25 protein-coding genes and 2 pseudogenes are annotated in these 24343 nt (G+C 71.4%); 8 read left to right on the forward strand and 19 right to left on the reverse strand.

Annotation, left to right across the window (positions count from 1 at the left end; genetic code table 11):
* Nucleotides 1–189: 189 nt before the first annotated feature.
* The 5 genes and pseudogenes from yajC to ruvC all read right to left on the reverse strand — a co-directional run bounded on the left by yajC (nt 190) and on the right by ruvC (nt 3947).
* Complete coding sequence (yajC, locus tag DMB66_RS25855) at nt 190–603, reverse strand: preprotein translocase subunit YajC (RefSeq protein ID WP_199752627.1); 414 nt, start codon at nt 601–603, stop codon at nt 190–192.
* Nucleotides 604–736: 133 nt separating this feature from the next.
* Nucleotides 737–2527 (reverse strand): Holliday junction branch migration DNA helicase RuvB, encoded by a 1791-nt coding sequence (gene ruvB, locus DMB66_RS25860; RefSeq protein WP_370319193.1) that lies wholly within the window; start codon nt 2525–2527, stop codon nt 737–739.
* Nucleotides 2507–2812 (reverse strand): annotated as a pseudogene (locus tag DMB66_RS25865) (Holliday junction branch migration DNA helicase RuvB); the annotation flags it as partial. The gene ruvB and the pseudogene DMB66_RS25865, both read right to left, overlap by 21 nt.
* Nucleotides 2809–3411, reverse strand: coding sequence for a Holliday junction branch migration protein RuvA (gene ruvA, locus DMB66_RS25870; protein ID WP_125806712.1), 603 nt, complete (start codon nt 3409–3411; stop codon nt 2809–2811). The gene ruvA and the pseudogene DMB66_RS25865, both read right to left, overlap by 4 nt.
* A complete protein-coding gene (gene ruvC, locus DMB66_RS25875) occupies nt 3408–3947 on the reverse strand; it encodes a crossover junction endodeoxyribonuclease RuvC (protein ID WP_125806713.1) in 540 nt (179 codons plus the stop codon). Before ruvC ends, ruvA begins: the two co-directional genes overlap by 4 nt.
* A gap of 151 nt (nt 3948–4098) precedes the next feature.
* Here ruvC and DMB66_RS25880 point away from each other — a divergent pair, with 151 nt between their 5' ends.
* Nucleotides 4099–4713, forward strand: coding sequence for a hypothetical protein (locus DMB66_RS25880; protein WP_125806714.1), 615 nt, complete (start codon nt 4099–4101; stop codon nt 4711–4713).
* A 36-nt stretch (nt 4714–4749) separates the two neighbouring features.
* Here DMB66_RS25880 and DMB66_RS25885 read toward each other — a convergent pair whose 3' ends face one another.
* The 10 genes from DMB66_RS25885 to pgsA all read right to left on the reverse strand — a co-directional run bounded on the left by DMB66_RS25885 (nt 4750) and on the right by pgsA (nt 11652).
* Nucleotides 4750–5157 (reverse strand): PIN domain-containing protein, encoded by a 408-nt coding sequence (locus tag DMB66_RS25885; protein ID WP_125806715.1) that lies wholly within the window; start codon nt 5155–5157, stop codon nt 4750–4752.
* Nucleotides 5154–5441, reverse strand: a complete 288-nt coding sequence (locus DMB66_RS25890; protein ID WP_125806716.1) for a type II toxin-antitoxin system VapB family antitoxin — start codon at nt 5439–5441, stop codon at nt 5154–5156. Before DMB66_RS25890 ends, DMB66_RS25885 begins: the two co-directional genes overlap by 4 nt.
* A gap of 11 nt (nt 5442–5452) precedes the next feature.
* Nucleotides 5453–6205, reverse strand: a complete 753-nt coding sequence (locus DMB66_RS25895; protein WP_125806717.1) for a YebC/PmpR family DNA-binding transcriptional regulator — start codon at nt 6203–6205, stop codon at nt 5453–5455.
* 14 nt (nt 6206–6219) lie between these two features.
* Nucleotides 6220–6825 carry a pyridoxal 5'-phosphate synthase glutaminase subunit PdxT gene (gene pdxT, locus DMB66_RS25900; RefSeq protein ID WP_125806718.1) on the reverse strand — a complete coding sequence of 202 codons (606 nt, stop codon included), beginning with the start codon at nt 6823–6825 and terminating at the stop codon, nt 6220–6222.
* Nucleotides 6826–6989: 164 nt separating this feature from the next.
* Nucleotides 6990–7895, reverse strand: a complete 906-nt coding sequence (pdxS, locus tag DMB66_RS25905; protein WP_125806719.1) for a pyridoxal 5'-phosphate synthase lyase subunit PdxS — start codon at nt 7893–7895, stop codon at nt 6990–6992.
* Nucleotides 7896–8047: 152 nt separating this feature from the next.
* Complete coding sequence (gene fliQ / locus DMB66_RS25910; RefSeq protein ID WP_125804468.1) at nt 8048–8317, reverse strand: flagellar biosynthesis protein FliQ; 270 nt, start codon at nt 8315–8317, stop codon at nt 8048–8050.
* Nucleotides 8318–8402: 85 nt separating this feature from the next.
* Nucleotides 8403–8942, reverse strand: coding sequence for a hypothetical protein (locus DMB66_RS25915; protein ID WP_125806720.1), 540 nt, complete (start codon nt 8940–8942; stop codon nt 8403–8405).
* A gap of 25 nt (nt 8943–8967) precedes the next feature.
* A complete protein-coding gene (locus DMB66_RS25920) occupies nt 8968–10122 on the reverse strand; it encodes a glycosyltransferase family 4 protein (RefSeq protein WP_125806721.1) in 1155 nt (384 codons plus the stop codon).
* 13 nt (nt 10123–10135) lie between these two features.
* Entirely contained in the window at nt 10136–11041 is a 906-nt protein-coding gene (locus DMB66_RS25925) for a phosphatidylinositol mannoside acyltransferase (protein ID WP_125806722.1), read from the reverse strand.
* On the reverse strand, nt 11038–11652 hold the full coding sequence (gene pgsA / locus DMB66_RS25930; protein WP_125806723.1) for a phosphatidylinositol phosphate synthase: 615 nt from the start codon (nt 11650–11652) through the stop codon (nt 11038–11040). Before pgsA ends, DMB66_RS25925 begins: the two co-directional genes overlap by 4 nt.
* 242 nt (nt 11653–11894) lie before the next feature.
* On the opposite strand from pgsA, the gene DMB66_RS25935 reads away from it, so the two are divergent.
* Complete coding sequence (locus DMB66_RS25935) at nt 11895–14045, forward strand: elongation factor G-like protein EF-G2 (RefSeq protein ID WP_125806724.1); 2151 nt, start codon at nt 11895–11897, stop codon at nt 14043–14045.
* 10 nt (nt 14046–14055) lie between these two features.
* Here DMB66_RS25935 and DMB66_RS25940 read toward each other — a convergent pair whose 3' ends face one another.
* Nucleotides 14056–15246: an FAD-dependent monooxygenase gene (locus DMB66_RS25940; RefSeq protein WP_125806725.1), complete on the reverse strand. Its 1191-nt coding sequence runs from the start codon at nt 15244–15246 to the stop codon at nt 14056–14058.
* A 53-nt stretch (nt 15247–15299) separates the two neighbouring features.
* Here DMB66_RS25940 and DMB66_RS25945 point away from each other — a divergent pair, with 53 nt between their 5' ends.
* Nucleotides 15300–15881 (forward strand): TetR/AcrR family transcriptional regulator, encoded by a 582-nt coding sequence (locus DMB66_RS25945; RefSeq protein WP_125806726.1) that lies wholly within the window; start codon nt 15300–15302, stop codon nt 15879–15881.
* Here the strand turns inward: DMB66_RS25945 and DMB66_RS25950 are convergent.
* Nucleotides 15852–16325, reverse strand: coding sequence for an HIT domain-containing protein (locus tag DMB66_RS25950; protein WP_125806738.1), 474 nt, complete (start codon nt 16323–16325; stop codon nt 15852–15854). The genes DMB66_RS25945 and DMB66_RS25950 overlap by 30 nt on opposite strands.
* 152 nt (nt 16326–16477) lie before the next feature.
* Here DMB66_RS25950 and DMB66_RS25955 point away from each other — a divergent pair, with 152 nt between their 5' ends.
* Nucleotides 16478–17452, forward strand: coding sequence for a hypothetical protein (locus DMB66_RS25955; protein ID WP_125806727.1), 975 nt, complete (start codon nt 16478–16480; stop codon nt 17450–17452).
* Here DMB66_RS25955 and thrS read toward each other — a convergent pair.
* A complete protein-coding gene (gene thrS, locus DMB66_RS25960) occupies nt 17449–19458 on the reverse strand; it encodes a threonine--tRNA ligase (RefSeq protein ID WP_199752628.1) in 2010 nt (669 codons plus the stop codon). The genes DMB66_RS25955 and thrS overlap by 4 nt on opposite strands.
* Before the next feature lie 175 nt (nt 19459–19633).
* Between thrS and DMB66_RS66025 the strand changes: the two genes are divergently transcribed.
* Nucleotides 19634–19798: a hypothetical protein gene (locus DMB66_RS66025; RefSeq protein ID WP_158647358.1), complete on the forward strand. Its 165-nt coding sequence runs from the start codon at nt 19634–19636 to the stop codon at nt 19796–19798.
* 319 nt (nt 19799–20117) lie between these two features.
* Here the strand turns inward: DMB66_RS66025 and DMB66_RS25970 are convergent.
* Nucleotides 20118–20414, reverse strand: a pseudogene (locus DMB66_RS25970) (ADP-ribosylglycohydrolase family protein); the annotation flags it as partial.
* Nucleotides 20415–20522: 108 nt separating this feature from the next.
* On the opposite strand from DMB66_RS25970, the gene DMB66_RS25975 reads away from it, so the two are divergent.
* The 3 genes from DMB66_RS25975 to DMB66_RS25985 all read left to right on the forward strand — a co-directional run.
* Nucleotides 20523–21212: a response regulator transcription factor gene (locus tag DMB66_RS25975; protein WP_125806729.1), complete on the forward strand. Its 690-nt coding sequence runs from the start codon at nt 20523–20525 to the stop codon at nt 21210–21212.
* 104 nt (nt 21213–21316) lie between these two features.
* Nucleotides 21317–22630, forward strand: a complete 1314-nt coding sequence (locus DMB66_RS25980) for a HAMP domain-containing sensor histidine kinase (RefSeq protein ID WP_125806730.1) — start codon at nt 21317–21319, stop codon at nt 22628–22630.
* A 240-nt stretch (nt 22631–22870) separates the two neighbouring features.
* The coding region (locus DMB66_RS25985) for a hypothetical protein (RefSeq protein WP_125806731.1) at nt 22871–24343 on the forward strand (1473 nt) is incomplete at its 3' end.

Genomic DNA, 24343 nt, shown 5'->3' on the forward strand with positions numbered 1-24343 from the left:
GCGCGGCACTGGGGATGATTCGGGGCAGGCGGGCGCCGGACCGGTCACCCCGCCCCGAGGGGTGGGTTTCCGGCCGATTCGCCCGGCGCCGATTATTCACAACAACAAGCCGCCCGGCTGCCCCGCCTCGCGGCCAATGGCGGTTTTCCGCCGCGACCCGCCGTCCGGCGGGCCGCGAGCGTCGGTGGATCAGTCCTTCGACTTGCGGGTCTCGACGACCGGGCTCTCGATCGGCGTCGTCGCACCGGGCTCGGCGACCGGGTCGGTGGTGGTCTCCGGCTCGTCGTCGGCGACCACGTCGTCGGCCGGCACCGCCTCCTGCTTGACGATCTTGGCGATGGCCGGGCGGGCGAAGCGGGCGTTCACCCCGGGGGAGATCTCCACGGTCACCACGTCGTCGGCCACCTCCACCACGGTCGCGTGCAGGCCGCCGATGGTCACGACCTGGTCGCCGGGGCCGAGCGCGGACTGCATCTGCTGAGCCTCACGGCGCCGCTTCTGCTGCGGGCGGATCATCATGAAATACATGACGCCGAAGAGCAGGACGATCAGAAGCAGCGGCGTGAAACTGCCACCGCCCTGCGCTTGAGCTGCGATAGACACGAAGACGACCTTCCATGGGGCCCGCGGCGCGGCGTGGGGCACGCGACGGGGCGATATACACATCCCGCTCGAACGGCGGCGAGTCTAATCCCTCTACCTGGGAAGCCGGGAAGCGGCACACGTCACGTTCACATTACGGAGAGCTTTCGCCACCCCGGGCGAACAGGTCGGGTTGCTGCGGCTGCACGCCCCGGCCCTCGGGCGGGCGCTTGCCCAGGTGCTGCCAGCCGGCGTCGGTGGCCACCCGGCCCCGCGGCGTGCGCGCGAGCAGGCCGGCCCGGACCAGGAACGGCTCGCAGACCTCCTCCACAGTGTCGGATTGCTCCCCCACCGCGACGGCGAGGGTCGAGAGCCCGACCGGGCCGCCCCGGAACGACTCGATGAGCGCCCGCAACACCGCCCGGTCCAGCCGGTCCAGCCCGAGCTGATCAACGTCGTACACGGTCAGCGCGGCCTTGGCGGTCGCCTCGTCGACGATGCCGTCGCCGCGCACCTCGGCATAGTCCCGGACCCGGCGCAGCAGCCGGTTGGCGATCCGCGGGGTGCCGCGGGAGCGGCCGGCGATCTCGGCGGCACCCTCCGGGGTGATCGGCACGCCGAGGATGCGCGCGGACCGGTGCAGCAGGGCGTCGAGGTCGGCGGGCGAGTAGAAGTCCAGGTGGGCGACGAAACCGAACCGGTCGCGCATCGGCCCGGAGAGCAACCCGGCCCTGGTGGTGGCGCCGACCAGAGTGAACGGCTCCACGTCGAGCGGGATGGCGGTGGCACCGGGACCCTTGCCCACGATCACGTCGACCCGGAAGTCCTCCATGGCGCTGTAGAGCAGCTCCTCGGCGGGCTTGGCGATGCGGTGGATCTCGTCGATGAACAGCACGTCGCCCTCGGCGAGCCCGGTGAGGATGGCGGCGAGGTCGCCGGAGCGCTCGATGACGGGCCCGCTGGTGGTCCGGATCCCGGTCCCGAGCTCCGCGGCGACGATGTTGGCCAGCGTCGTGTTGTGCACCACGAGATCATTGACGGTGAAGGTGTGATCTCCCGCCACCGTCAGGCAGCGGCATTCCTGCAGGCCCGCCGGCTCCACCGACGCGACGCGATCGGGTGCCAGCGTTTCGTCGAAGCGGTCGCGCCGCGGGGCCCACTCCCTCATGCGCTCCCCGCGCGCGCCGATGGGTGTGACACGTTCCGCGAACCGCGCGGCATCGTCCTGGCTCGTGATACTCAATCGCCAGGACTCGTGCGGACGGCCCTGGTACCTGCCGCGCTTGAGTTTGAGGCGTGACTGGATGCCCAGCCGCAGGAGCAGGTGCTGGGTGTCTTCCAGCAGGCCACGCGAGACGCTGTAGAACTCGATCACAAGGTCGTACCGGTCGCGGCCCCTCCGGCTGACAGTGCCGTCACAGGCGAAGTAGGCGGCGAGGAACGCACTGATCTGCCAGGCGTCTCCCCGGTTCACGAAGTCCGGCACCCGCTTCGTCCAGGCGGTCTTGTCCAGCAGGCCGGTGTCGCGCAACCAGGGCTTCAGCCCGGAGATCCGGATCAGTGAGCTGCGGGCGGAATTCGGTCGCGTGTTGTGGGAATGGCCGAGCCGGTCACACGTGGCCCGGAAGTCGTCCAGCACTGCTTCGTCGCCGCCCGTGAAGGTCACCTGATTGCTCGTGCAACCGTCCCCGACCAGGTATCCGGCCAAGCGGAACTCGTCCGTCGCCTCGCTCCCGTCCGCGACGACCGCGGGCTGCAGCACGTTGGCGACCACGTCGTCCGGGGTCAGGTCGCCGGCCTTCACCCACCCCTCGGTCGTCCAGAACGGGTGGTCGGGCGCCGCGACGACCTCACGGCCGGACGTCGTCCGGATCCGTACGGTGTCCAGCTCGCCCTGCTCATGGACGGCCCGTACCTCGGCGGGTTCGCCGGTGCGCGTGATCACGAAGTCACCGACCCGGACTTCGCCCAGTCGGCGTCGGGTGCCGTCAGCCATCAAGACGAGCGCGTCGACGGACACCGGCTTCCCCAGACCGGGCGGACCGGACAAAAGGATGTGATCGGGCGGCGTGCCGCGGCCCATCGCGCCCTTGAGCAGCAGCTCCAGCTGATCGCGCACCCGGTGCTGGGCGATGAAGTCGGCCAGCCGGCGGGGCCGGACGCTGGCCTCCGCGTCCAGCTCCTCGTCCTCGACGAACGGCGAGACCAGGTCCTCGGGTTCGTCGGTCATCGGGCCCGGCCCAGCAGCCGGATGGCCTGGCGCAACAGCACCGGCACGGCGGGCACCTCGCCGTCGATCGTCTCGGCGACCGCGGCCACCGCCTGCTCGGCCTGCTGTGCCGACCAGCCGAGCGCGATCACGCCCTGGCGCACCTGCTCCTGCCACCCGCCGCTGAGCGCGCCGGCCACGCCGTCCGGGCCCGTCGACACCGCGCCGATCCGGTCGCGCAGCTCCAGGACCAGGCGCTCGGCGCCCTTCTTGCCGATGCCGGGCACCCTGGTCAGGGCGGCGAGATCCCCACCGGCCACGGCCCGGCGGACGGCCTCGGGCTGGTGCACCGCGAGCACCGCCTGGGCCAGCCGCGGGCCGACCCCACTGGCGGTCTGCAGCAGCTCGAACAGGCGCTTCTCGTCGTCGTCGGCGAAGCCGTACAGGGTGAGCGAGTCTTCCCGGACCACCATGCTGGTGGCCAGCCGCGCCTCGGCGCCGGCCTTGAGCCCGGCGAGCGTCGCGGGCGCGCACTGCACCTGCAGGCCGACGCCGCCGACCTCGATCACGGCGCTGTCCGAGGAGATCGCGGCCACCACGCCGCGCACGCTGGCGATCATCGTCGAGGTCCTCCCCTGCGAACGGAAGCGGCGGCCAGGGCGGCAGCCTGCATGCGGGCGCGGGTGCCCCCGCGCCAGATGTGACAGATGGCGAGGGCCAGGGCATCGGCGGCGTCGGCCGGCCGCGGCGGGGCGTCGAGCCCGAGCAGCCGGGTGACCATGCTGGTGACCTGGGCCTTGTCGGCCGTTCCGGAGCCGGTGACGGCGGCCTTGACCTCGCTGGGCGTGTAGGTCTGGACGGGCAGCCCGGCCCGCGACCCGGCGAGGATGGCGACCGCGCTGGCCTGGGCCGTTCCCATCACGGTGCGAACGTTGTGCTGGCTGAAGACCCGCTCGACGGCGACGCTGTCGGGCCGGTGCTCGGCGACCAGCTCGCCGAGGGACTTGTCGAGATGCAACAGCCGCAGGGCGATGTCCTCGTCGGGCTCGGAACGGACGACGTAGTAGCCGATGAGCTTGCCCGGCCGGCCGGGCATCCCCTCGACCACGCCGACGCCGCACCGGGTCAACCCCGGGTCGATGCCGAGCACCCGCACCAGAACCCCCCTCGGACGTGTGTTCGACACCCTATGGGATGCCGGCGGAACGGCCGCACTCGACACACGCCCTCCGGCCGCGTTGTCGTGGTCTTGGCCCGCGCCTTGCGCCGGGGTGCCGGGGCGCCGACCATGAGGACGGGAGGTCGCCATGGCTAACCTCATTCCGCCGATGGACGACGAGCCGCCGCCGGAGTTCATCGCGTTCGTGGCCGCGCGGCTCGGCGCGCTGCGCAGTGAGGCTGCCCGCTTGACCGGCGGCGACCGCTCGGTGCCCGAGGTCGTCATGCAGGTGCTGATCGACCTGGCCGGCCACTGGCGCCGGCTGTGCTGGCGCGGCCGGCTGACCCACCGCGACGCGGCCGCCGAATATCTGGACCGCCGCCTGACGGCCCGCACCCGGCAGTGGCGCGAGGAGCAGATCTACCCGGTCGAGGTGAATGTCCTGCGGGACACCACCTGGGCGGCGCCATCGGCGCAGATCCTGGAGACGGCCGGCGCCCCGCGCGTCTCGGCCTATCCGGCCGCCGCGGCACACTTCCGCCGCCCGCCGAAGCCGCCCGAGGAGACGCTCGCGCAGCAGCTCGCGTTCTTTCTGCCGTCGACGGTCCGGCACGGCTCGGAGGTGGTCGCCGAGGCGGAGATCGCCTGGGTGCACGCCTACCGCCGCTACGTGTGGCGCCGCTACTTCCGGATGGGCGGCGGGGTGGTTCTGCTGATCGGCTACCTGGTCCAGTTCATGTCCCAGTTCTCCGCCCCAACCTGACCACTCCCGACGCAGCCCGCCCCACGTTCCGAAATGTCAATCCGGCCCGGCGCTGATCCGGCGCTCCTGCAACTCCGGCACGAACCGGTTCACCGTCTCGAAGTCACCATCCTCGTGCAGGACAGTCAGCTTGAGCCGGATCGCCGTCGCCGCGATGACCAGATCCGCAACCGAGAGTCCTCGGTGCGCGCCGTGGGGCGCGAGCTCCCTGCGGATCACCGCAACAAGGCCCCAGATGTCATCGGGAATCGTCACCGGCAGGTACCTGTCGGCGATGAAGCTCTCCATCTCGGCGTACTTCTTGGTTTCTGCCAGTAGCAGGGTCTCCGTCATCGCCGGCTCGCAGACAGAGATCAAGCCACGTTCGATTACGCCACCCCACCGGGGATCGACTTGCGCTCTGATAATGCGGACGAGGGCACTGGTGTCGACGAGATACTTCATTCGTCAATCGAGTCCAGCGCCCGGAAGTCCAGCTCACCGTCCTCAACCATCCGGTGAAGCGCTTCACCGGCCGCTCGACGCTTCGCCCGCTCGGTCTCCACGAGGCGCCGCAGCGCCTCGTTGATCGCCGCATTCGGGGACGTCGCGGAGATCTGGCGCTGGGCTTCCTCGAGAAGCTCGGGGTCAACGTCCACTTCGGCTTCGGGATTGGTTGCTAGGTCCGTCATGGGCACCTCCTGCTGATCGGCCACCCCGCCCTCAATCTCCTCAACCATACTGGTCATGCGACCAGGTGTCACGCGTCAATAGCCGCCAGGACCTCGTCGCTGACGTCGAAGTTCGCGAAGATGTTCTGCACGTCGTCGCAGTCCTCGAGGACGTCGATCAGCTTGAACACCTTGCGGGCCGCCTCCTCGTCCACCGGCACCGTCATCGTGGGCAGCAGCGAGGACTCGGCCGAGTCGTAGTCGATGCCGGCCTCCTGCAGGGCCGTCCGGACCGCGATCAGGTCGGTCGGTTCGCTGACCACCTCGAACGAGTCGTCCAGGTCGTTGATCTCCTCGGCCCCGGCGTCCAGGACCGCCAGCATGAGGTCGTCCTCGGACAGGCCGGCCTTCGGGACGATCACCACGCCCTTGCGGTTGAACAGGTAGGACACGCTGCCGGCGTCGGCGAAGGTGCCGCCGTTGCGGGTCAGTGCCGTCCGGACCTCGGTCGCCGCGCGGTTGCGGTTGTCGGTCAGGCATTCGATCAGCAGCGCCACGCCGCTGGGACCGTACCCCTCGTACATGATCGTCTGCCAGTCGGCGCCGCCGGCTTCCAGGCCGGAGCCGCGCTTGACCGCGTTGTCGATGTTGTTGTTCGGGACCGAGCTCTTCTTGGCCTTCTGGATGGCGTCGAAGAGCGTCGGATTGCCGGCCGGGTCCGCCCCGCCGATGCGCGCCGCGACCTCGACGTTCTTGATCAGCTTGGCGAACATTTTGCCGCGCTTGGCGTCGATGACGGCTTTCTTGTGCTTCGTCGTCGCCCATTTGGAGTGGCCGGACATACAAACCTCCGTATTTACCGTGCGTCTTCGGCCCTGCGAACCAACTCGACGAAGTACCGGTGGACGCGGAGGTCGCCGGTGAGCTCCGGGTGGAAAGCCGTGGCGAGCAGGTTCCCCTGCCGAACGGCGACAATCCTACCGGCGGCGGGTCCGGACGTGACGCGGCCCAGCACGCTGACTTCCGCGCCGACCTCCTCGACCCAGGGGGCGCGGATGAAAACGGCGTGGAAATCACCGCCGGGAATGTCGTCGATCGCGACGGCGGCCTCGAACGAGTCCACCTGCCGCCCGAACGCGTTGCGCCGCACGGTCATGTCGATCCCGGCGAACGACTCCTGGTCGGGCCGCCCGTCGAGGACCGTGGTGGCGAGCATGATCATGCCGGCGCAGGAGCCGTAGACGGGCATGCCGTCGGCGATCCGCTTGCGGATCGGCTCCAGCAGCCCGAACGTGATGGCCAGGTTGCTCATGGTGGTGGACTCGCCGCCGGGGATGACCAGCGCGTCGACGGCGTCGAGCTCCTCGGGCCGGCGCACCGGCCGGGCCAGGGCGTCGCTCTCGGCGAGGGCGGACAGATGTTCCCGCACGTCGCCCTGCAGGGCGAGCACTCCGATGTTCATGAACCCCTCAAAGATCGTAGATTTTCGCCACTCACGCAGAATGCAGGGCGCAGGGTCCTGTTTTGGAGCGACAGCTCCTCGGGGCCCTGCGCCCGGCCTCGGCGGGAGCGACGGTCAGCACCATGCACCCAGGCACGACATCTGCATTTGATCTTGCTTGAGGCTCACCAACCGCGCTCGGCGAGCCGGTGCGGCTGCGGGATCTCGTCCACGTTGATGCCGACCATGGCCTCGCCCAGCCCGCGCGACACCTTGGCGATCACGTCGGGGTCGTCGTGGAACGTGACGGCCTTGACGATCGCGGCGGCCCGCTGGGCCGGGTTGCCGGACTTGAAGATGCCGGAGCCGACGAACACGCCCTCGGCGCCGAGCTGCATCATCATCGCCGCGTCGGCCGGGGTGGCGATGCCGCCCGCGGTGAACACGACAACGGGCAGCTTGCCGGCCGCGGCAACCTCCTTGACCAGCTCATACGGCGCCTGCAGCTCCTTGGCGGCGACGAACAGCTCGTCCTCGGGCAGCGAGGACAGCCGGCGGATCTCGCCGCGAATGGTGCGCATGTGGGTGGTGGCGTTGGAGACGTCACCGGTGCCGGCCTCGCCCTTGGAGCGGATCATGGCAGCGCCCTCGGTGATCCGGCGCAGCGCCTCGCCGAGGTTGGTGGCCCCGCAGACGAAGGGCACGGTGAAGGCCCACTTGTCGATGTGGTTGGCGTAGTCGGCGGGCGTCAGCACCTCGGACTCGTCGACGTAGTCGACGCCGAGCGACTGCAGCACCTGAGCCTCGACGAAGTGCCCGATCCGGGCCTTGGCCATGACCGGGATGGAGACGGTGTTGATGATCCCGTCGATCATGTCGGGGTCGCTCATCCGCGAGACGCCGCCCTGAGCCCGGATGTCCGCGGGCACCCGCTCCAGCGCCATGACGGCGACAGCGCCGGCATCCTCAGCGATCTTGGCCTGCTCCGGCGTGACCACATCCATGATCACACCGCCCTTGAGCATCTCGGCCATCCCGCGCTTGACGCGAGCGGTGCCGGTGACGGAAGTGGGGCTCTCAGAGCTGGACACAGCGAAGACTCCTTAGGGAATGTGATCTACGAAAAGATTACGCGGGTGAGGGGGTGCCACCGATGGCCAATCGACCCCAAGGTGGCCTGCTTCGCCGCATCCGCCGGAACGCGGAAGGGCCGCCCGAAGGCGGCCCGTGCACCACATCCCACTCAACCGATCAGCGTCGGAATCTTCTCGAACAGCTGCGTCGTGAACGTCACCATCTCGTGCAACATCCAGTTACCCGAGAACAAGATCGCCGCACCGACACCGACCGCCTTCGGGACGAACGACAGCGTCGCTTCCTGGATCTGGGTCACCGACTGGAACAACGAGATCGCGAACCCGATCAACAGCGCCGTCACCAGCACCGGCGCGCACATCTTCGCGGCGATGGTCATGGCCTGCATACCCAGCTCAACGATCTGCGTGTCCGTCATGCCATCCCCTTCGGGACCCCAGCGAAACCACCGAGTGCACAACGGGGGCGCCCCGGTTGCCGTTCGGTTTACCCCGGCGGAAACCTCAAGCCGCTTCGACCGGGACCGGGGGCTCCGGCGCCGGGCGGGGCGCCACCGTCAGCGGCTCCGGCAGGATCGGCTCGACGATCTCGAAGTAGCGGGGGCGCTCGTATTGCCGGGCCATCCTGAGCAGGCGCACCAGCGGTCGCCGCCGCGCGGTCAGCGCGTCGCGCACCAGGTCGGTGTGCACCTGCCGGGCCAGCACCACCCGGCGGCTGGTCGCCACCAGCGTGCGGGTCGCCTGGTCCGTGCCGGTCAGCCGGACCGCCTGCAACTGGCGGGTCAGGTCGTTCTCCGCCGCCTCGCGCTCCTCCGGCTCGGCGTCCAGGGCCAGCCGGGCCGCCGCGTACAGCTCGATGAAGTCCGTATTTTCCGCGACCACCGCCGCCGCGGCCGCGCGGCGCAGCAGGTGGGCGTCGAGGGACCGGCCGGCCGAGGCCGCCCGGACGTGGACCCGCTCGACCCGGTGGGCCGTCCAGGCCAGGTACGCCGACAGCACAGCCGCCACCGCGAGCGCACCCATGACCCACCACATGCGGGGCATCGTAGTGCCGTTTTGTGTCGGAGAGTTACGTCCCGGACGGTGGTTCGGCCCACTCTTCGTCAAATACGCGGCCGTCCGTGGCCTCGATCGCCGTGGCGTACACCTCCAGTACGCGGTTGGCTACGCTCGGCCAGTCGTACGCCTCCACCGCCGTGCGGGCGGAGACCGCCAGGGCCGTCCGGCGTTCCGGGTCGTCCAGCAGCTCGGCGAGCAGCCCGGTCAGTGCGGCGGTGTCGCCGGTCGGGAAGAGCGCCCCGGCCCGGCCGCCGTCGAGCACCCGGCGGAACGCGTCGAGATCGCTCGCGGCGATCGTCGCGCCGGCCGCCATCGCCTCGGTGAGGATCATGCCGAAGGACTCGCCGCCGGTGTTCGGGGCCACGTAGACGTCGACGCTGCGCAGCATCCTGGCCTTGTCCACCTCGCTGACCAGGCCCAGGAACTCCACCCGGGGGTGCAGGTCGGCCGGGAAGTCCTCGTACAGGTCGGCGCGGTCGCCCGGCCCGGCCACCAGCAGGCGCAGGTCCGGCCGTTGCCGGGCGAGCGTCACGAACGCCGTACGCAGCAGCTCGAAGCCCTTGCGCGACTCGGTGAAGCGGCCCAGGAAGCCCAGCGTGCCGCCCTCGCCCGGCCAGCCCGTCAGGGGCTCGGCCGTGGCGAACTTCGCCACCGCCACCCCGTTCGGGATCTCCACCGCGCCGCCGCCGATGTGCTCGACCTGCACCTTGCGGGCCAACTCGCTGACCGCGATCCGGGCGGTGATCTTCTCGACCACCGGCTGCAGCATGCCCTGGGCCGCGGCGAGCGCGCGGGAGCGGACCATCGCCGTGTGGAAGGTGGCCACCACCGGGCCCCGCGCGGAGAGCACCGCCAGCAGCGACAGGCTCAGCGTCAGCGGCTCGTGCACGTGCAGCACGTCGAACTTGCCGCGGGACAGCCAGCGGCGGACCCGGGCGGTCGACACCGGGCCGAAGGCGATCCGGGCCACCGAGCCGTTGTACGGCAGCGGCAGCGCCCGCCCGGCCGCCACCACGTACGGCGGCAGCTCGGCGTCCTCGTCCGCCGGCGCCAGCACGCTGACCTCGTGACCGAGCGTGATCAGCGCCTCGGCCAGGTCGACGATGTGGTTCTGCACGCCGCCGGGCACGTCGAACGAGTACGGCGAGACGATCCCGATCCGCACGCTGCCCCGCCCCTCAGACCCGGGAGCTCTGGTCGAGCCACAGTTTTTGCAGCATGTGCCAGTCCTGCGGATGCTCGGCGATGCCCCGTTCGAACGCGTCGGCCAGCCGCTGGGTGGTCATCTTGACCCGCACGTCGAGGTTGCCCTCGCTGGGCTCGGGCATGGTGATGCGGTGGATCCGGCCCAGCGAGCCGGTCGGGGTGAACCACAGTTCGGCCGCGTAGAGCGGGGCGCCGGTGCGCAGCGCCAGGATCGCGGGTCCGGCCGGCATCCGGGTGCGGCCGCCGAAGAACGTCACCTCGATGCCGCGGGCGGACAGGTCGCGGTCGGCGAGCAGCGCGACCGCATACCCCGCGGTGGCCTTTTCCGCGAGGACGTCCAGCGGCGCCCGCCGGCCGCCGGTGAGCGGGAGCACCTCCATGCCGAGCTTTTCGCGGTAGGCGACGAAGCGGTCGAACAGCCCCTCGGGCTTGAGCCGCTCGGCGACCGTGACCAGCCGCCAGTCGTGCGAGACGACCCAGGCGGCCGCGGCGTCCCAGTTGGCCATGTGCGGCAGGGCCAGGATCGCGCCCTTGCCCTCGCCCAGGACGCGGTGGAACTCGTCGGCGTTGACCAGGTTGAAGCCGGTGCGGAAGGACTCCCGGCTCTGCGACGGCAGCCGGAAGGCCTCCATCCAGTACCGGGCGTACGAGCGCAGCCCGGCCCGGACCAGCTCGTCGAGCTCGGTCTCCGGCAGGTCGGGGCCGACCACCGTGCGCAGGTTGCGGCGCAGCCGCTGGGTGCTCGGGCCGTTGGCCTTGGCCGCCCGGTCGGCGCCCGTGTTGAACAACGCCCGGGCGGCGGGCAGCGGCAGCATCCGGGTGAGCCGCCAGCCGGCGGCATAACCCAGCTCGGTGAGCTGATCACGTCGAGAGGTCAAGGCGTCACGTCCGATTTCGCCGCGTGGATCAGCCGCTGGCCGACCGTGATCACCGAGAGCAGCGACAGCACCCAGAGCGCGGCCGGCAGGCCCCACTCCAGGCCGGCGGCGCCGAGCAGGCCGCCGACACCCACGATGAGCAGGCGTTCGAGGCGCTCGGCGAGGCCGACGTCGGCGTCCAGGCCGAGGCTCTGGGCGCGGGCCTTGACGTAGGAGACGACCTGGCCGAAGGCCAGCGAGATCAGCGCGGCGACCATCCCGCCGTACGGGTTGCCCTGGCCGGCGAGGTAGTAGGCGACGGCGCCGAAGACGGCGGCGTCGGCGATCCGGTCCATCGACGAGTCCAGCAGGGCGCCGAACTTGCCGGACGGGGCCCGCATGCGGGCCATCGTCCCGTCCAGCGCGTCGGTGAGGGCGCACGCGGTGACGATCACGGTGCCCCAGAAGAGCTCGCCGCGGGCGCCGAAGCCCAGGGCGCCGATCAGGACGCCGACGGTGCCGGCGACGGTCACCGCGTTCGGGGTGACGCCGAGGCGGAGCAGGAGGCGGGCGGTCGGGTTGACGACGTACGACACGAGGGCGCGAGCAGGCACGCTGACGATCTTTGCCATGGCCGTCCCACCATAACGGCGCCCGGGGAAACCCGGTACGGCCTGCGTCACGCGTCGCCGGATCGTCATGAAAGGCCGGTTACTGACTACAAAGGGTTGCGACGGTGACTGCGCTGGGTGTCAGATCCAAGGGCGGGGACGTACCAGCCAGGAATCCCCCAGGGCGGTCCGCCCGGATCCTGCCCGGCTGACCGGGTCCGGGAGAATGGCTGCCGACCGGCTGCCGACAGGAGGGCGTCACGATGACGCAGAAGATCCAGGAGAAAGGGCTCACCGCCGCGGTGGTGACGGAGCCCGGCAGAGTACGCAACGTGGTGCTGGTGGGCCACTCCGGCGCGGGCAAGACAACGCTGGTCGAGGCGCTGCTCGCGGCGACCGGCACGATCTCGCGTGCGGGCGCGGTGGCGGAAGGCACCACGGTCACCGACCACGACCCTGCGGCCGTACGCCAGCAGCGGTCCGTCTCGCTCTCGTGCGCACCGCTGGTGCACGACGGCATGAAGATCAACCTGCTCGACACCCCCGGCTACGCCGACTTCGTGGGTGAGCTGCGCGCCGGCCTGCGGGCCGCGGACGCCGCCGTCTTCGTGGTCTCGGCGGTCGACGGCGTGGACGAGGCGACCGTCGCCCTGTGGGACGAGTGCGCCGCCATCGGCATGCCCCGGGCCGTGACGATCACCCGGCTCGATCATCCACGCGCCGACTACGAGGGCACGCTGCAGGAGTGCCAGGAGGCGTTCGGCGAGAACGTCATGCCGATCTACCAACCCATGCTCGGCGACGACGGCGCCTCGATCGCCGGCCTGCTGGGCCTGGTCACGCTGAAGGTGCTGGACTACTCGGCCGGCTATCCGCCGCGGGCCGGCGAGGCCGAGCGCGAGCACCTGACGCCGATCAAGGACGACCGCGACCTGCTGATCGAGGGGATCATCGCCGAGAGCGAGGACGAGACCCTGATGGACCGGTACGTCGCCGGCGAGCTGATCAGCACCGAGACCCTGGTGCCCGACCTGGAGAAGGCCGTGGCCCGGGGCACCTTCTATCCGGTCATCCCGGTCTGCGCCGCGACCGGCGTCGGCCTGGACGCCCTGCTCGACGGCCTGGTCAGCGCCGCGCCCTCCCCCCTGGAGCACGACCTGCCGGTGGTCACCGGGGTGGACGGCAGCCCGCGCCCGCCGCTGACCTGCGACCCGGACGGCCCGCTGGTGGCCGAGGTGGTCAAGACGACGATCGACCGGCACGTCGGCCGGGTGTCGCTGGTCCGGGTCTTCTCCGGCACGCTGCGCCCGGAGCTGGTCGTGCACGTCTCCGGCCACGGCCTCACCGAGCGCGGGCACCCCGACCACGACGCGGACGAGCGGATCGCGCACATCTACTCCCCGCTCGGGGCGCAGCTGCGCGAGGTCGGGTCCTGCGTCGCCGGGGACATCTGCGCGATCACCAAGTCCGGCAGCGCCGAGACCGGCGACACCATCTCCGCCAAGGACCAGCCGCTGCTGATGGAGCCGTGGACGATGCCGGAGCCGCTGCTGCCGATCGCGGTGGTGGCCAAGACCCGCTCCGACGAGGACGCCCTGGCCAAGAACCTGGGCCGGCTCGTCGCCGGCGATCCGACGCTGCGGCTGGAGCGCAACCCCGACACCCATCAGCTGGTGCTCTGGTGCATGGGCGAGTCGCACGCCGACGTGGTCCTGGAGCGGCTCCGCGCCGGCGGCGTGGAGCTCGACACCGAGCCTGTGAAGGTCTCACTGCGGGAGACCTTCGGCGCGGCGGCGCACGGTCACGGCCGGCACGTCAAGCAGTCCGGCGGGCACGGCCAGTACGCGGTCTGCGCCATCGAGGTCGAGCCGCTGCCGCGCGGTTCCGGCTTCGAGTTCGTGGACAAGGTGGTGGGCGGTGCGGTGCCGCACAACTACATCCCGTCGGTGGAGAAGGGGGTACGCGCGCAGCTGGAGAAGGGCATCGCCGCCGGTTACCCCGTGATCGACCTGCGCGTGACGCTGGTCGACGGCAAGGCGCACAGCGTCGACTCCTCCGACGCCGCGTTCCAGACCGCCGGGGCGCTGGCCCTGAAGTCCGCCGCCGAGCAGGGGCAGCTCACCCTGCTGGAGCCGGTCGACGAGATCGTGGTGCGGGTGCCGGAGGCCTACGTCGGCCCGGTGATGAGCGACCTGTCCGGGCGCCGGGGCCGGCCGCTGGGCACCGAGGTCACCGAGGACGGCGACCACAGCCTGGTCCGGGCCGAGGTGCCCGCCACCGAGCTGGTCCGCTACGCCGTCGAGCTGCGGGCGCTCACCTCGGGCGCGGGCACGTTCACCCGGACCTACGCCCGGCACGAGCCGATGCCCGCACACCTGGCGGACGCGATCAGCAAGGAGCACACCAACCGGTAGCGGGATGGGCTCAACCGACTGACGCCATCGGGTAGGACGGCAGCTCGATGGCGTTGGCCAGCTCGTGCAGCGGCCGGGTCACCTTCTCGACGATCTGGCGCGCGAACGGGTTGTACTTCAGCGTGCGCATGCCGTAGTGCCGGACGGCCAGGGAGAGCCGGCCGCCCGGGACCATGTCCCCGGCCATCTTGACCCCGAAGGCCAGGTTGCGCTCCGCGTAGGGGCGCAGCCTCGCCTCGTACCGGTCGAAGGCGGCCCGGTGCTCGCCCGCCGCGCCGGCCAGCTCCCCCGCCAGCAGATACGCGCCCACCAGCGCCATGCTGGTGCCCTGACCGGCGGCCGGGGACGGGCAGTGCGCGGCGTCGCCGAGCAGCACGACCCGCCCGGCGGAGTAGCGCGGCAGCGCGACCTGGCTCAGCGCGTCGAAGTAGACGTCGTCCGCGTCCCGCAGCAGTTCGAGGAAGCGCGGCACCTGCCAGCCGAGCCCGGCGAACCGGTCCGCGAGCACCTCCCGGCCCAGCGACGGATCATCCGAGGCGAAGACCATGCCGACCTTGGCCGGGGCGGTGGGGCCGGTGCTGTAGGCGAAGACCATCCGGCCGGGCTCGGTGTAGAAGACCTCCTCGCGGTCGAGGCCGAGCTCGTCCGGCACGTCGAAGATGGCGATGTGCGCGCCGAGGTGGCGCAGCGGCACCTCGCCCAGGGCCAGCCGCCGGGTGGCCGAGTGCAGCCCGTCCGCGCCCACGACCAGGGCGAACCGCCGGGTGGCGCCGCTGGCGAAGGTGACGTCGACGCCGTCCGGGCCGTCGGTCATCGTGGCGATCGCGTCGCCGAAGACGTACTCGACGTCGGTGGCGGTGGCGTCGTAGAGGATCCGGGTGAGGTCGGTGCGCATCACCTCGAGGTCGTCGCCGCGGCGGCCCATCAGCAGGTCGGCGTCGAGGCGGGCGATCCGCCGGCCGTCGCGCCGGACGTAGGTGACGTGCCGCATGCCGGTGTCGACCGCGCGGACGGCCGTGAACAGGCCCATCTGCTTGAGCACCTCGGTCGCGGCGCCGCGGATGTCGACCTTGTAGCCGCCGTCGCGCAGGGCCGGGGCCCGCTCGACGACCGTGGGGCGGAAGCCGTGCCGGTGCAGCTGGTGGGCCAGGGCGGGGCCGGCGAGGCCGGCGCCGGAGATGAGTACGTCGCGATGCGTCATGCGGTTACTATACAAACGTCTTACACGTTTGTATAGAACTTAGGATGTCGCCCATGGGACATCGCGAGGATCTGCTGGCCGGGGCGAAGCGCTGCCTCTACGAGAAGGGCTTCGCGCGGACCACCGCCCGCGACATCGTCGCGGCGTCCGGGACCAACCTCGGCTCGATCGGCTACCACTACGGCTCCACCCCGGCCCTGATGCAGGCGGCGATGCTGAGCGCGATCGAGGACTGGGGCGACGTGCTGGGCGCCGCCCTGGCCACGGACGGCGCCGACGAGGCGGCCGATCCGCTGGTGCGCTACTGGCAGCGGGTGATCGGCAGCATGCGGAGCCACCGCCAGCTCTGGCTGGCCAGCGTCGAGGCGATGATCCAGAGCGAACACTCCGCCGAGCTCAGGGCGCAGCTCGCCGAGGGCATGGAGCAGGGCCGGAGCGGCCTGGCCGCGATGCTCACCGGCCAGGCCGAGGAGACGATCGACGAGCAGACGGTACGCACGATCGGCTCGGTGGCGATGGCGCTGATGTCCGGCGTGCTGACCCAACTGCTGACGGACCCGGCCCGGGCGCCCTCCGCGGAACAGATCGCCGCCGGGGTGCGGGCGCTAGCCCTCGCCCCAGGCCTTCATCAGTAGCGCCCGGGTCTCGCCCAGCATCTGCGGCAGCACCTTGGTCCGGCCGATCACCGGCATGAAGTTGCCGTCGCCGCCCCAGCGCGGCACCACGTGCTGGTGCAGGTGCGCCGCGATCCCGGCGCCGGCCACGGCACCCTGGTTCATCCCCAGGTTGAAGCCGTGCGGGCTGCTGGCCTGCCGGATCACCCGCATCGCCCGCTGGGTGAAGGTGGCCAGCTCGACGGTCTCGGCGTCGGTCAGCCCGGTGTAGTCGGCGACGTGCCGGTACGGGCAGACCAGCAGATGCCCCGGGTTGTACGGATAAAGGTTCAGCACCGCGAAGACCAGCTCGCCGCGCGCCACCACCAGGCTCACGCCCTCGTCGAGACCGGGCGCGACGCAGAACGGGCAGCCGGCGGGCTCCTCATAGCCCTCGGGCCGGTCCGCACCCGAGATGTACGCCATCCGATGCGGCGTCCAGAGCCGGTCGAGACCGTCCGGTTCCCCTGCGTCACTCACGCCCCCACCCTAGTCAGCCCCGGCGGGCCCCGCCCGGCTCGTGGCGGACATCCGGGGTACGCCATAGAGTGTCGGCGATCAATGTGAGGTGGACACCCATGCGTGGGACGCATATCCGGCACCGCCGCGGCGCCGTACCAGCCCTGATCGTGACGGTGCTGGCCGCCGTCGCCACGGTGGTGACCGTGGGCGCGCTGCGGTCGGGCGGCGACGGGACCGCGGCGCCGGCCGCCCCGGCCGAACCCGTCCGCCGGCCCTGGCAGGTGACGCTCCACGTCGAGGCGGCGGCCGGCTACGTGGTGACCACCGGGGTCTCCGACGGTGCCCGGCAGACCCTGACGGTGCAGAACCTCAGGCTGGGCGGGTCCGAGGGCACGTACGGCGGCGAGGTGACCGCGTTCCCGCCCGGCACGCTGGACGAGACCCAGTTCCGCACCGGCGAGGACATCAGGGACTTGTCGTACCTGACCACCTTCACCTTCGTCGGGCATGCCGCCGGCGACACCAAGCCGTGGCGTGGCCCGGCGGTCGGCCGGCGGGACCCGTCCGGCGCCTGGATCGTGGTCTACGCCGACACCGAACGCGCCGACGGCGGGATCTCCCGGTCGGATCTGCTCCGGCTGGCCGCCGCCGTGACCCTCGGGCCGCCGCGCGACCTGCGGCTGCCGATCCACTTCGGCCCCACCCTCCCGGCGGACCTGCGGCTCACCTACGTCCGGTGGCCGGATCAGCGGATCGACCGCAGGGCGGCCGCACTGGGCTTCAGCAGCGCCGACCGCGAGCCGTCGGGCGCGGCCGTCTACCCCGGACTGCCGCCGGAGCTGGACGTCGCCGTCCTGGCCGGCGCCCGGGACGCGGCCTGGCGGAAGACCCGTACGACGCTGACCGGCGCGACCCGGGTCGCGGGCCTGCCGGCCTGGTACTCCCCCGGCGCCCGGCTGACCGTGGAGGCCGAGCGCTGCGTCGTCACCGTCGAGTCCGCCCGGCCCCGCGCGGACCTGGAGGCCCTGATCGAGAGCCTGACCATCGGCGACTGCGCCGACCCGGAGTCGTGGATCCCGCCGCTGGGCTAGGCGGGATCCACGGGGGCCGCGGACGGCCCGGTGTTGACCCGGTTACGCACGACCTCGACGACGTGCGCGACCGCCTCGTCCAGCGGCACACCGTTGCGCTGCGAGCCGTCGCGGTAGCGGAAGGAGACCGTGCCGCCGTTCACGTCGTCGTCGCCTGCGATCGCCATGAACGGGATCTTCTGCTGCTGGGCGGTGCGGATCTTCTTCTGCATCCGGTCGTCGGAGGAGTCGACCTCGGCCCGGATGCCCTGCGCCTTGAGCCTGGCGACGAACTCGCCCAGGTAGTCGGCGTGGTCGTCGCGGATCGGGATGCCGACCACCTGCACCGGCGCCAGCCAGGCCGGGAACGCGCCCGCGTAGTGCTCGGTCAGCACGCCGAAGAAGCGCTCGATCGAGCCGAACAGCGCCCGGTGGATCATGATGGGCCGCTTGCGGGTGCCATCCGCGGCCGAATATTCCAGCTCGAAGCGCTCCGGCAGGTTGAAGTCGAGCTGGATGGTCGACATCTGCCAGGTCCGGCCGATGGCGTCCTTGACCTGCACGCTGATCTTCGGGCCGTAGAACGCCGCGCCGCCCGGGTCCGGCACCAGGTCCAGGCCGGACTCCTCGGCCACCCGGCGCAGGGTCTCGGTGGCCCGCTCCCAGTTCTCCTCGGTGCCGACCGACTTCTCCGGGTTGCGGGTGGACAGCTCCAGATAGAAATCGTCCAGGCCGTAGTCCTTGAGCAACTGCAGCACGAAGGTGAGCAGCGAGGCGAGCTCGGCCTCCATCTGCTCCTCGGCGCAGAAGATGTGCGCGTCGTCCTGGGTCATGCCGCGGACCCGGGTGAGACCGTGGATCACACCGGACTTCTCGTAGCGGTAGACGGTGCCGAACTCGAACATGCGCAGCGGCAGCTCGCGGTAGGAGCGGCCCCGGGACCGGAAGATCAGGTTGTGGAACGGGCAGTTCATCGGCTTGAGGTAGTAGTTCGCGCCCTCCATCTCCATGGGCGGGAACATGCCGTCGGCATACCAGTCGAGGTGCCCGGAGGTCTCGAACAGGTGGCCCTTGGTGATGTGCGGGGTGTTGACGAACGCGTACCCCGCCTCCTCGTGCTTGCTCCGCGAGTAGTTCTCCATCTCGCGGCGGATGATGCCGCCCTTGGGATGGAAGACCGGCAGGCCGGAGCCCAGCTCCTCGGGGAAGGAGAACAGGTCGAGATCGGCGCCGAGCTTGCGGTGGTCGCGGCGGGCGGCCTCCTCCAGCAGCTTCAGGTACGCCTTCAGCTCGTCGCGGGTCGCCCACGCGGTGCCGTAGACCCGCTGCAGCTGCGGGTTCTTCTCGCTGCCCCGCCAGTACGCGGCGGCCGAGCGCATCAGCTTGAACGCGCCGATCAGCCGGGTCGACGGCAGGTGCGGGCCGCGGCAGAGGTCGCCCCAGACGCGCTTGCCGTCCTTGTCGATGTTGTCGTAGTGGGTCAGCTCGCCGCCGCCGACCTCCATGACCTCGGCGGCGTCCACCTCGCCCTTGATGTCGACCAGTTCGAGCTTGTAGGGCTCGCCCGCCAGCTCCACCTTGGCCTCGTCCAGCGAGCCGTACTCGCGGCGCCGGAAGCTCTGGCCGGACTTGACGATCTCCTGCATGCGCTTCTCGAGCTTGGCCAGGTCCTCCGGGACGAACGGCTTGACCACGTCGAAGTCGTAGTAGAAGCCGTTCTCGATCGGCGGGCCGATGCCGAGCTTCGCCTCCGGGAAGATGTCCTGCACGGCCTGGGCCAGCACGTGCGCGGCCGAGTGGCGCAGCACGTTGAGCCCGTCCGGCGAGTCGAGCGACACCGGGGTGACCTCGGTGTCCAGCTGGGGCGCCCAGTCGAGGTCCCGCAGCCGGCCGGCCGGGTCGCGCACGACCACGACCGCCTTGGGACCGGCGGCGGGCAGGCCGGCGGCGGCCACCGCGTCGGCCGCCGTCGTCCCGGCCGGGACGACTAGGGCGTCGGCCACGACAGGGGTACGGGGTGCGGACACGGTGGTTCTCCTTCACGTCAAGTACGGGGTCGCAGACGATGCTAGTTGGTGCGTTTCCTCACCCCTCGCCCGACGCGGCCACCCAATCGGGCAGCGGCTCGCGCGCGGCCAGCCACGCCGGCGGGATCCCCTCCACTCCGGTGTACGCAGCGACTGGTTCACTTTGGCTGCCCGCGTGCCCTGGGCGGCCGCGTGTGCCAGCGAGTCGGCGTGGCAGGCGGCCGACCGGGCGGCGCGCATCGCGGCGCCGTTGCCGGCCGAGCCCTGCCCGTCGAAGGCCGCGATCGGCCACGGGGTGCTCCTGGCGGATCAGCCGGAGCTTGACATCTCCCTCAGCTGATGCAGAGGGATTCAACCCTCGCGGGTTGAGCTTTCTGATTCACCGACCACAGCCGACCCGAACAAACGGCAAGGGACGGCATACCGCCCATCGGTCTTACACAGTCTCCACAGACGTCACTTCCCACCAGCCCGGCGGTAGGCCCGACCGGCTTTGGTATCGCCAATCAGACGTAGGAACGTTAGCATATCTCCCTCTCACGCACCAGCCGCCCATGTGCTTTCGCGGCGAAGCGGCTTCCCCTGCTCCGCTCCGCAAAGGGTTCCGTTTCCCCCTCCGGCCCGAAGGCCGGAAGATCCACAGAAGGACTCTGAGTGACCACGGCGCCCGGCCCGTAGCCGCGATAGGCGTCGAAATGCTCGCCGAGCAGGTCGGCGAGGCGGTCCCGGTCGAGGTTGATCTCGTCACTGCCCGTCAGGGCGGCGACCAGACAGCAGGCTTCCTCGGTGTCGTCGGTCCAGGGCCAGGGCGGCGTGGGCAGGTGGCCGCGGGTGAGATCCGCGGCGACGTGGCCGGGGACGAAATATTGTGCGCCGAGCGCGTCGCCGACCGAGAGGCCGGTCAGGCTGGCGGTGGCGAGAGCCAGCCGAGCTTGGGGAAAGAGTGTGAAGGTCATCGGTGCCGTCATCCTATCGTGTCCGATTCCATGACTACTCTCTGTATTCGATCGCTACCTCTCAATCACGGATTCGGCATGGCTTGCCAAGGGCAGTACCTTCTCTGCATGGCCACGGTGTTGCTCGTCGAAGACGATCACGTCGTGCGCGGCGCCATGCTCCGGTCGCTTGCCGACCGGGGGCACGCCGTGCACGCCGTCGGCACAGCGCTGGACGCCCTGCGCCGCGTCGCCGCCGAGACCCCCGATCTGGTGGTGCTCGACCTCGGCCTGCCCGACCTGGACGGCTCGGACGCGCTGCGCATGCTGCGCGGCATCACCGACGTCCCGATCATCATCGCGACCGCCCGCGACGACGAGCAGACCGTGGTGCGGCTGCTGCGCGCCGGGGCCGACGACTACATGGTCAAACCGTTCACCGGCGCCCACCTCGACGCGCGCATCACCACCGTGCTGCGCCGCGTCGGCCGGGCCAGCCGGACAGCCCAGCCCGCCGTTCACGAGGTCGGCGAGTTGCGGGTGGACGTCGGCGAGCGCAGCGCCAGCCTCGCCGACCAGTCATTGGCGCTGACCCGCAAGGAATTCGACCTGCTCGCGTACCTGGCCGCCCGCCCGGGCCGGGTCGTGTCCCGTCGTGAGCTGTTGGAGGAGGTATGGCGACAGCCATCAGTCGGCGAGGACCAGACGATCGACGTGCACCTTTACTGGCTACGTCGGAAACTGGGCGAATCCGCGGCGAAGCCTCGCTACCTGCGCACCGTGCGGGGGGTCGGATTCCGGTTGGTGGCGCCGGACTGAGGGCGCGGCTGGCCTACGTCAGCGCCGCCACCACCGCCATCGCCGCACTCGCGTTCCTCATCCCGCTGGGCTGGGAGCTGCGCGAGGACCACCGTGACCACGCCATGTCCGCCGCCGAGCAGCGCAGCGCCACGGTCGCCGGCGCGATCGCCGCGGGGGCCAACCAGAAGAGCGTCGACGCCGCGGTCAAGAGCGCCGGCGGCGGGCTCGTCGTGCACCCGCCGGAGACGGCGGGCAACACCCGGGCCGGCGCGGACGACATCCTGGAGGCGGCCAAGGGCACCGAGGCCCTGGTGATCGAGGTCGACGACGGCCTGGTGCGCCTGGAGCCGGCGCGGGTGGGCGAAAAGACCTCCGTGGTCGAGGCCTTCGTCAGCGACGAGGAGCTCGGCGCGGGCACCGCCCGGGACTGGTGGACCCTGCTCGGCATCATGCTCGGGCTGGTGCTGGGCTCGGTGATCGTGGTCGACCGGCTGGCCCGCGGCGCGGTGGCCTCGGTGCGCAACCTGGTGCACGCGGCGATGGCCGTCGGCGGCGGCGACCTGGGCGTCCGCATCCAGCCCACCGGCCCGCGCGAGCTGGCCGAGGCCGGGTATGCGTTCAACCGCATGGCCGACCGCCTCGTCACCTCCCGCACCAGCGAGCGCGAGATGGTCGCCGACCTGTCGCACCGGCTGCGCACGCCGCTGACCGTGCTGCGCCTGGACGCCGAGGCGCTGGACCCGGACGACACCCACATCGGCGAGTTCTCCGCGGCCGAGCTCGACCGCCGGCGCGGCATCCGGCGCATCCGGCAGGCCATCGTCACCCTCGAGGGCGAGGTCGACCAGCTCATCAACACCACCCGGCAGGCCGTCGCCGCCCAGGTCGCGGCGCCCGACGAGGGGCTCTGCGACGCCAGCGAGGTGGTCCGCGACCGGATGGTCTTCTGGTCCGCGCTCGCCGGCGACCAGGACCGGCAGTACCGGGTGGTCGGCGCGCACCTGCGCATCCCGGTGCCGGTGGCCCGGGCCGAGCTGGCCGCGGCGCTGGACGCCGTGCTCGGCAACGTCTTCCGCTACACCCCGCAGGGCACGGCGTTCGAGGTGGGCATCAGCAGGCGGGACGGCTGGGTCGCTGTCCGGGTCGACGACGCGGGGCCGGGCATCGACGACCCGGAGAAGGCGCTGCGGCGCGGCGAGAGTGAGCAGGGTTCGACAGGTCTGGGCCTGGACATCGCGCGGCGGGCGGCGCAGGCCACCGGCGGCTCGGTGAGCCTGGACCGGGCCGCCATGGGCGGGGCCAGCGTCGTCATGCTGCTGGCCGACGCCGAGGCCGCACCGAAACAGGCCAGCCGTTTCGGTCTGGTCGGCCGGCTGGCCCGGGAACGCGATCCGGTCAAGCGCAAGTGGCCACATCAACGCACGGACGAAGCGTAGAAAACGGCCTGACCGCACTGCTCGCGCGAAATAACCCGGACGGTACAACGATTGCTTAGATCTGCATTAAAGGCGTTCCGCTGGCGCTCCCGGGCTGGCACGCTCTATCCCGATCCCATCCGGTTTGCCGATCCATCCGACGCACGACCCCACACCAAGGATCCGGCAGGCCACCCCGCGGTGGGAGGTGGTCACCCCATAACCCCCTCCCACCGCGCCCCCGCAGTACGAGGAGATGGTTTGTCCACCCACCGACGTCCCGCGCCGCGTGGGGAGGCGCCGCCCACCCGGCGGCGGGCTGTCCCCGACCGGGGGCACCGGCGTGTCGCTTCCCACCCGCACCGGCTGCTGCCGGTGCTGCTGGGCGTGGCGATGCTCGGCATCGGCGGCGTGGTCGGCCCGAGCGTGATCAGCGGCGCCTGGCCGGGCGACGGCCGGGACGGCGAGCGGATCACCTTCGCCGCCAAGCCGGCCGACAACCCCGTGCTCGGCCTGATCTACCACGGCCTGAAGCCGGGCGACGCGGACTCGCTCTGCGCCGGCGTGTACGAGCTGGACGAGGAGACCTGCACGCACGGTCCCGACCCGGCTCCGGCCGGGCTGAAGGTGACCCGTGACGTCGCCGCGCTCACCGCGAAGGTGCCCGAGCCCGCGGAGCCCACGCGCGAGGAGGCGGCCGTGCCGACCGACGCCGAGATCGTCCGGGACCAGGGCGGCAGCTCGCTGTCGCCCGGCGCACCCGCGCTGATCCCGGACGCGGCGCCCGGCGAGGCGGAGTTCATCATGGGCACCCACGACGTGGCCTGCGAGGGCGACGGCCGCACCGGCCGCCGTGTGCAGGTGCTCTACCTGCACGAGTTCGGCACGCCGAGCCGTTACACCGACTTCCTCGGCTCGATGCGCACCTGGGCGGCCGGCGTCGACCAGATCTTCGACGCGAGCGCGGCCGAGACCGGCGGCTCCCGGCACGTGCGCTTCGTGACCACCCCGCAGTGCCGGGTGGACGTCGCCGAGGTGCAGGTGCCCGAGGCGGCGCTGGAGTCCTTCACCGGCAACATCGGCGCGCTGCAGACGCTGGGTTACAACCGCACCGACCGTAAGTATCTGATCTTCGCGGACACCAACGTGTACTGCGGCATCGGCACCTTCATCGCCGACCGGCGGCCCGGACTGGGCAACCGCAACAACGGCGGGCCGTCGTACGGCCGGGTCGACGCGGGCTGCTGGAGCTCGGTGACCGCGGCGCGTCAGGTGACCCAGATGCTCGGGGCCCGGCTGCAGGACTCGCCGAACTCCACCGGCGCGGGCAGCTGCACCGACGACTACGACCTGATGTGCACCAAGGACCGCTCCGGCACGGCGCTGCGCACGGTGTGCCCGCAAAGCCACGAGACCCGCCTCGACTGCGGTCACGACGACTACTTCAACACCGACCCGAAGCCGAAGAGCTACCTGGCCGACAACTGGAACGTGGCGCAGAGCGAGTTCCTGCTGCGCGGCGACGGCGGCGACGACATCCCCGGCGTGGAGAACCCGGCCGCGGCCGAGCCCGACGCGACCCCGCGGGCCAACCCCACGGCGACGAGCCAGGCCCCCGCCGGGCCCGCCCCGGATGCCAGCGGCGGCGACGCCTCCGACGGCGGCGGCGACGGGCTGCCGCCCGGTGCCCTGCCCGGCGCCTCCGCGCCCGGCGTCCCGGCCCCGACCACCGGC

The sequence above is a fragment of the Actinoplanes sp. ATCC 53533 genome (assembly GCF_003947245.1).

Coding starts and splice junctions, on each gene's coding strand:
- ruvA (WP_125806712.1), bottom strand. CDS start 3,411: ATGATCGCCAGCGTGCGCGGCGTGGTGGCCGCGATCTCCTCGGACAGC.
- DMB66_RS25880 (WP_125806714.1), top strand. CDS start 4,099: ATGGCTAACCTCATTCCGCCGATGGACGACGAGCCGCCGCCGGAGTTC.
- DMB66_RS25885 (WP_125806715.1), bottom strand. CDS start 5,157: ATGAAGTATCTCGTCGACACCAGTGCCCTCGTCCGCATTATCAGAGCG.
- DMB66_RS25890 (WP_125806716.1), bottom strand. CDS start 5,441: ATGACCAGTATGGTTGAGGAGATTGAGGGCGGGGTGGCCGATCAGCAG.
- DMB66_RS25895 (WP_125806717.1), bottom strand. CDS start 6,205: ATGTCCGGCCACTCCAAATGGGCGACGACGAAGCACAAGAAAGCCGTC.
- pdxT (WP_125806718.1), bottom strand. CDS start 6,825: ATGAACATCGGAGTGCTCGCCCTGCAGGGCGACGTGCGGGAACATCTG.
- fliQ (WP_125804468.1), bottom strand. CDS start 8,317: ATGACGGACACGCAGATCGTTGAGCTGGGTATGCAGGCCATGACCATC.
- DMB66_RS25915 (WP_125806720.1), bottom strand. CDS start 8,942: ATGCCCCGCATGTGGTGGGTCATGGGTGCGCTCGCGGTGGCGGCTGTG.
- pgsA (WP_125806723.1), bottom strand. CDS start 11,652: ATGGCAAAGATCGTCAGCGTGCCTGCTCGCGCCCTCGTGTCGTACGTC.
- DMB66_RS25935 (WP_125806724.1), top strand. CDS start 11,895: ATGACGCAGAAGATCCAGGAGAAAGGGCTCACCGCCGCGGTGGTGACG.
- DMB66_RS25940 (WP_125806725.1), bottom strand. CDS start 15,246: ATGACGCATCGCGACGTACTCATCTCCGGCGCCGGCCTCGCCGGCCCC.
- DMB66_RS25945 (WP_125806726.1), top strand. CDS start 15,300: ATGGGACATCGCGAGGATCTGCTGGCCGGGGCGAAGCGCTGCCTCTAC.
- DMB66_RS25950 (WP_125806738.1), bottom strand. CDS start 16,325: ATGGCGTACATCTCGGGTGCGGACCGGCCCGAGGGCTATGAGGAGCCC.
- DMB66_RS25955 (WP_125806727.1), top strand. CDS start 16,478: ATGCGTGGGACGCATATCCGGCACCGCCGCGGCGCCGTACCAGCCCTG.
- DMB66_RS25975 (WP_125806729.1), top strand. CDS start 20,523: ATGGCCACGGTGTTGCTCGTCGAAGACGATCACGTCGTGCGCGGCGCC.
- DMB66_RS25980 (WP_125806730.1), top strand. CDS start 21,317: ATGTCCGCCGCCGAGCAGCGCAGCGCCACGGTCGCCGGCGCGATCGCC.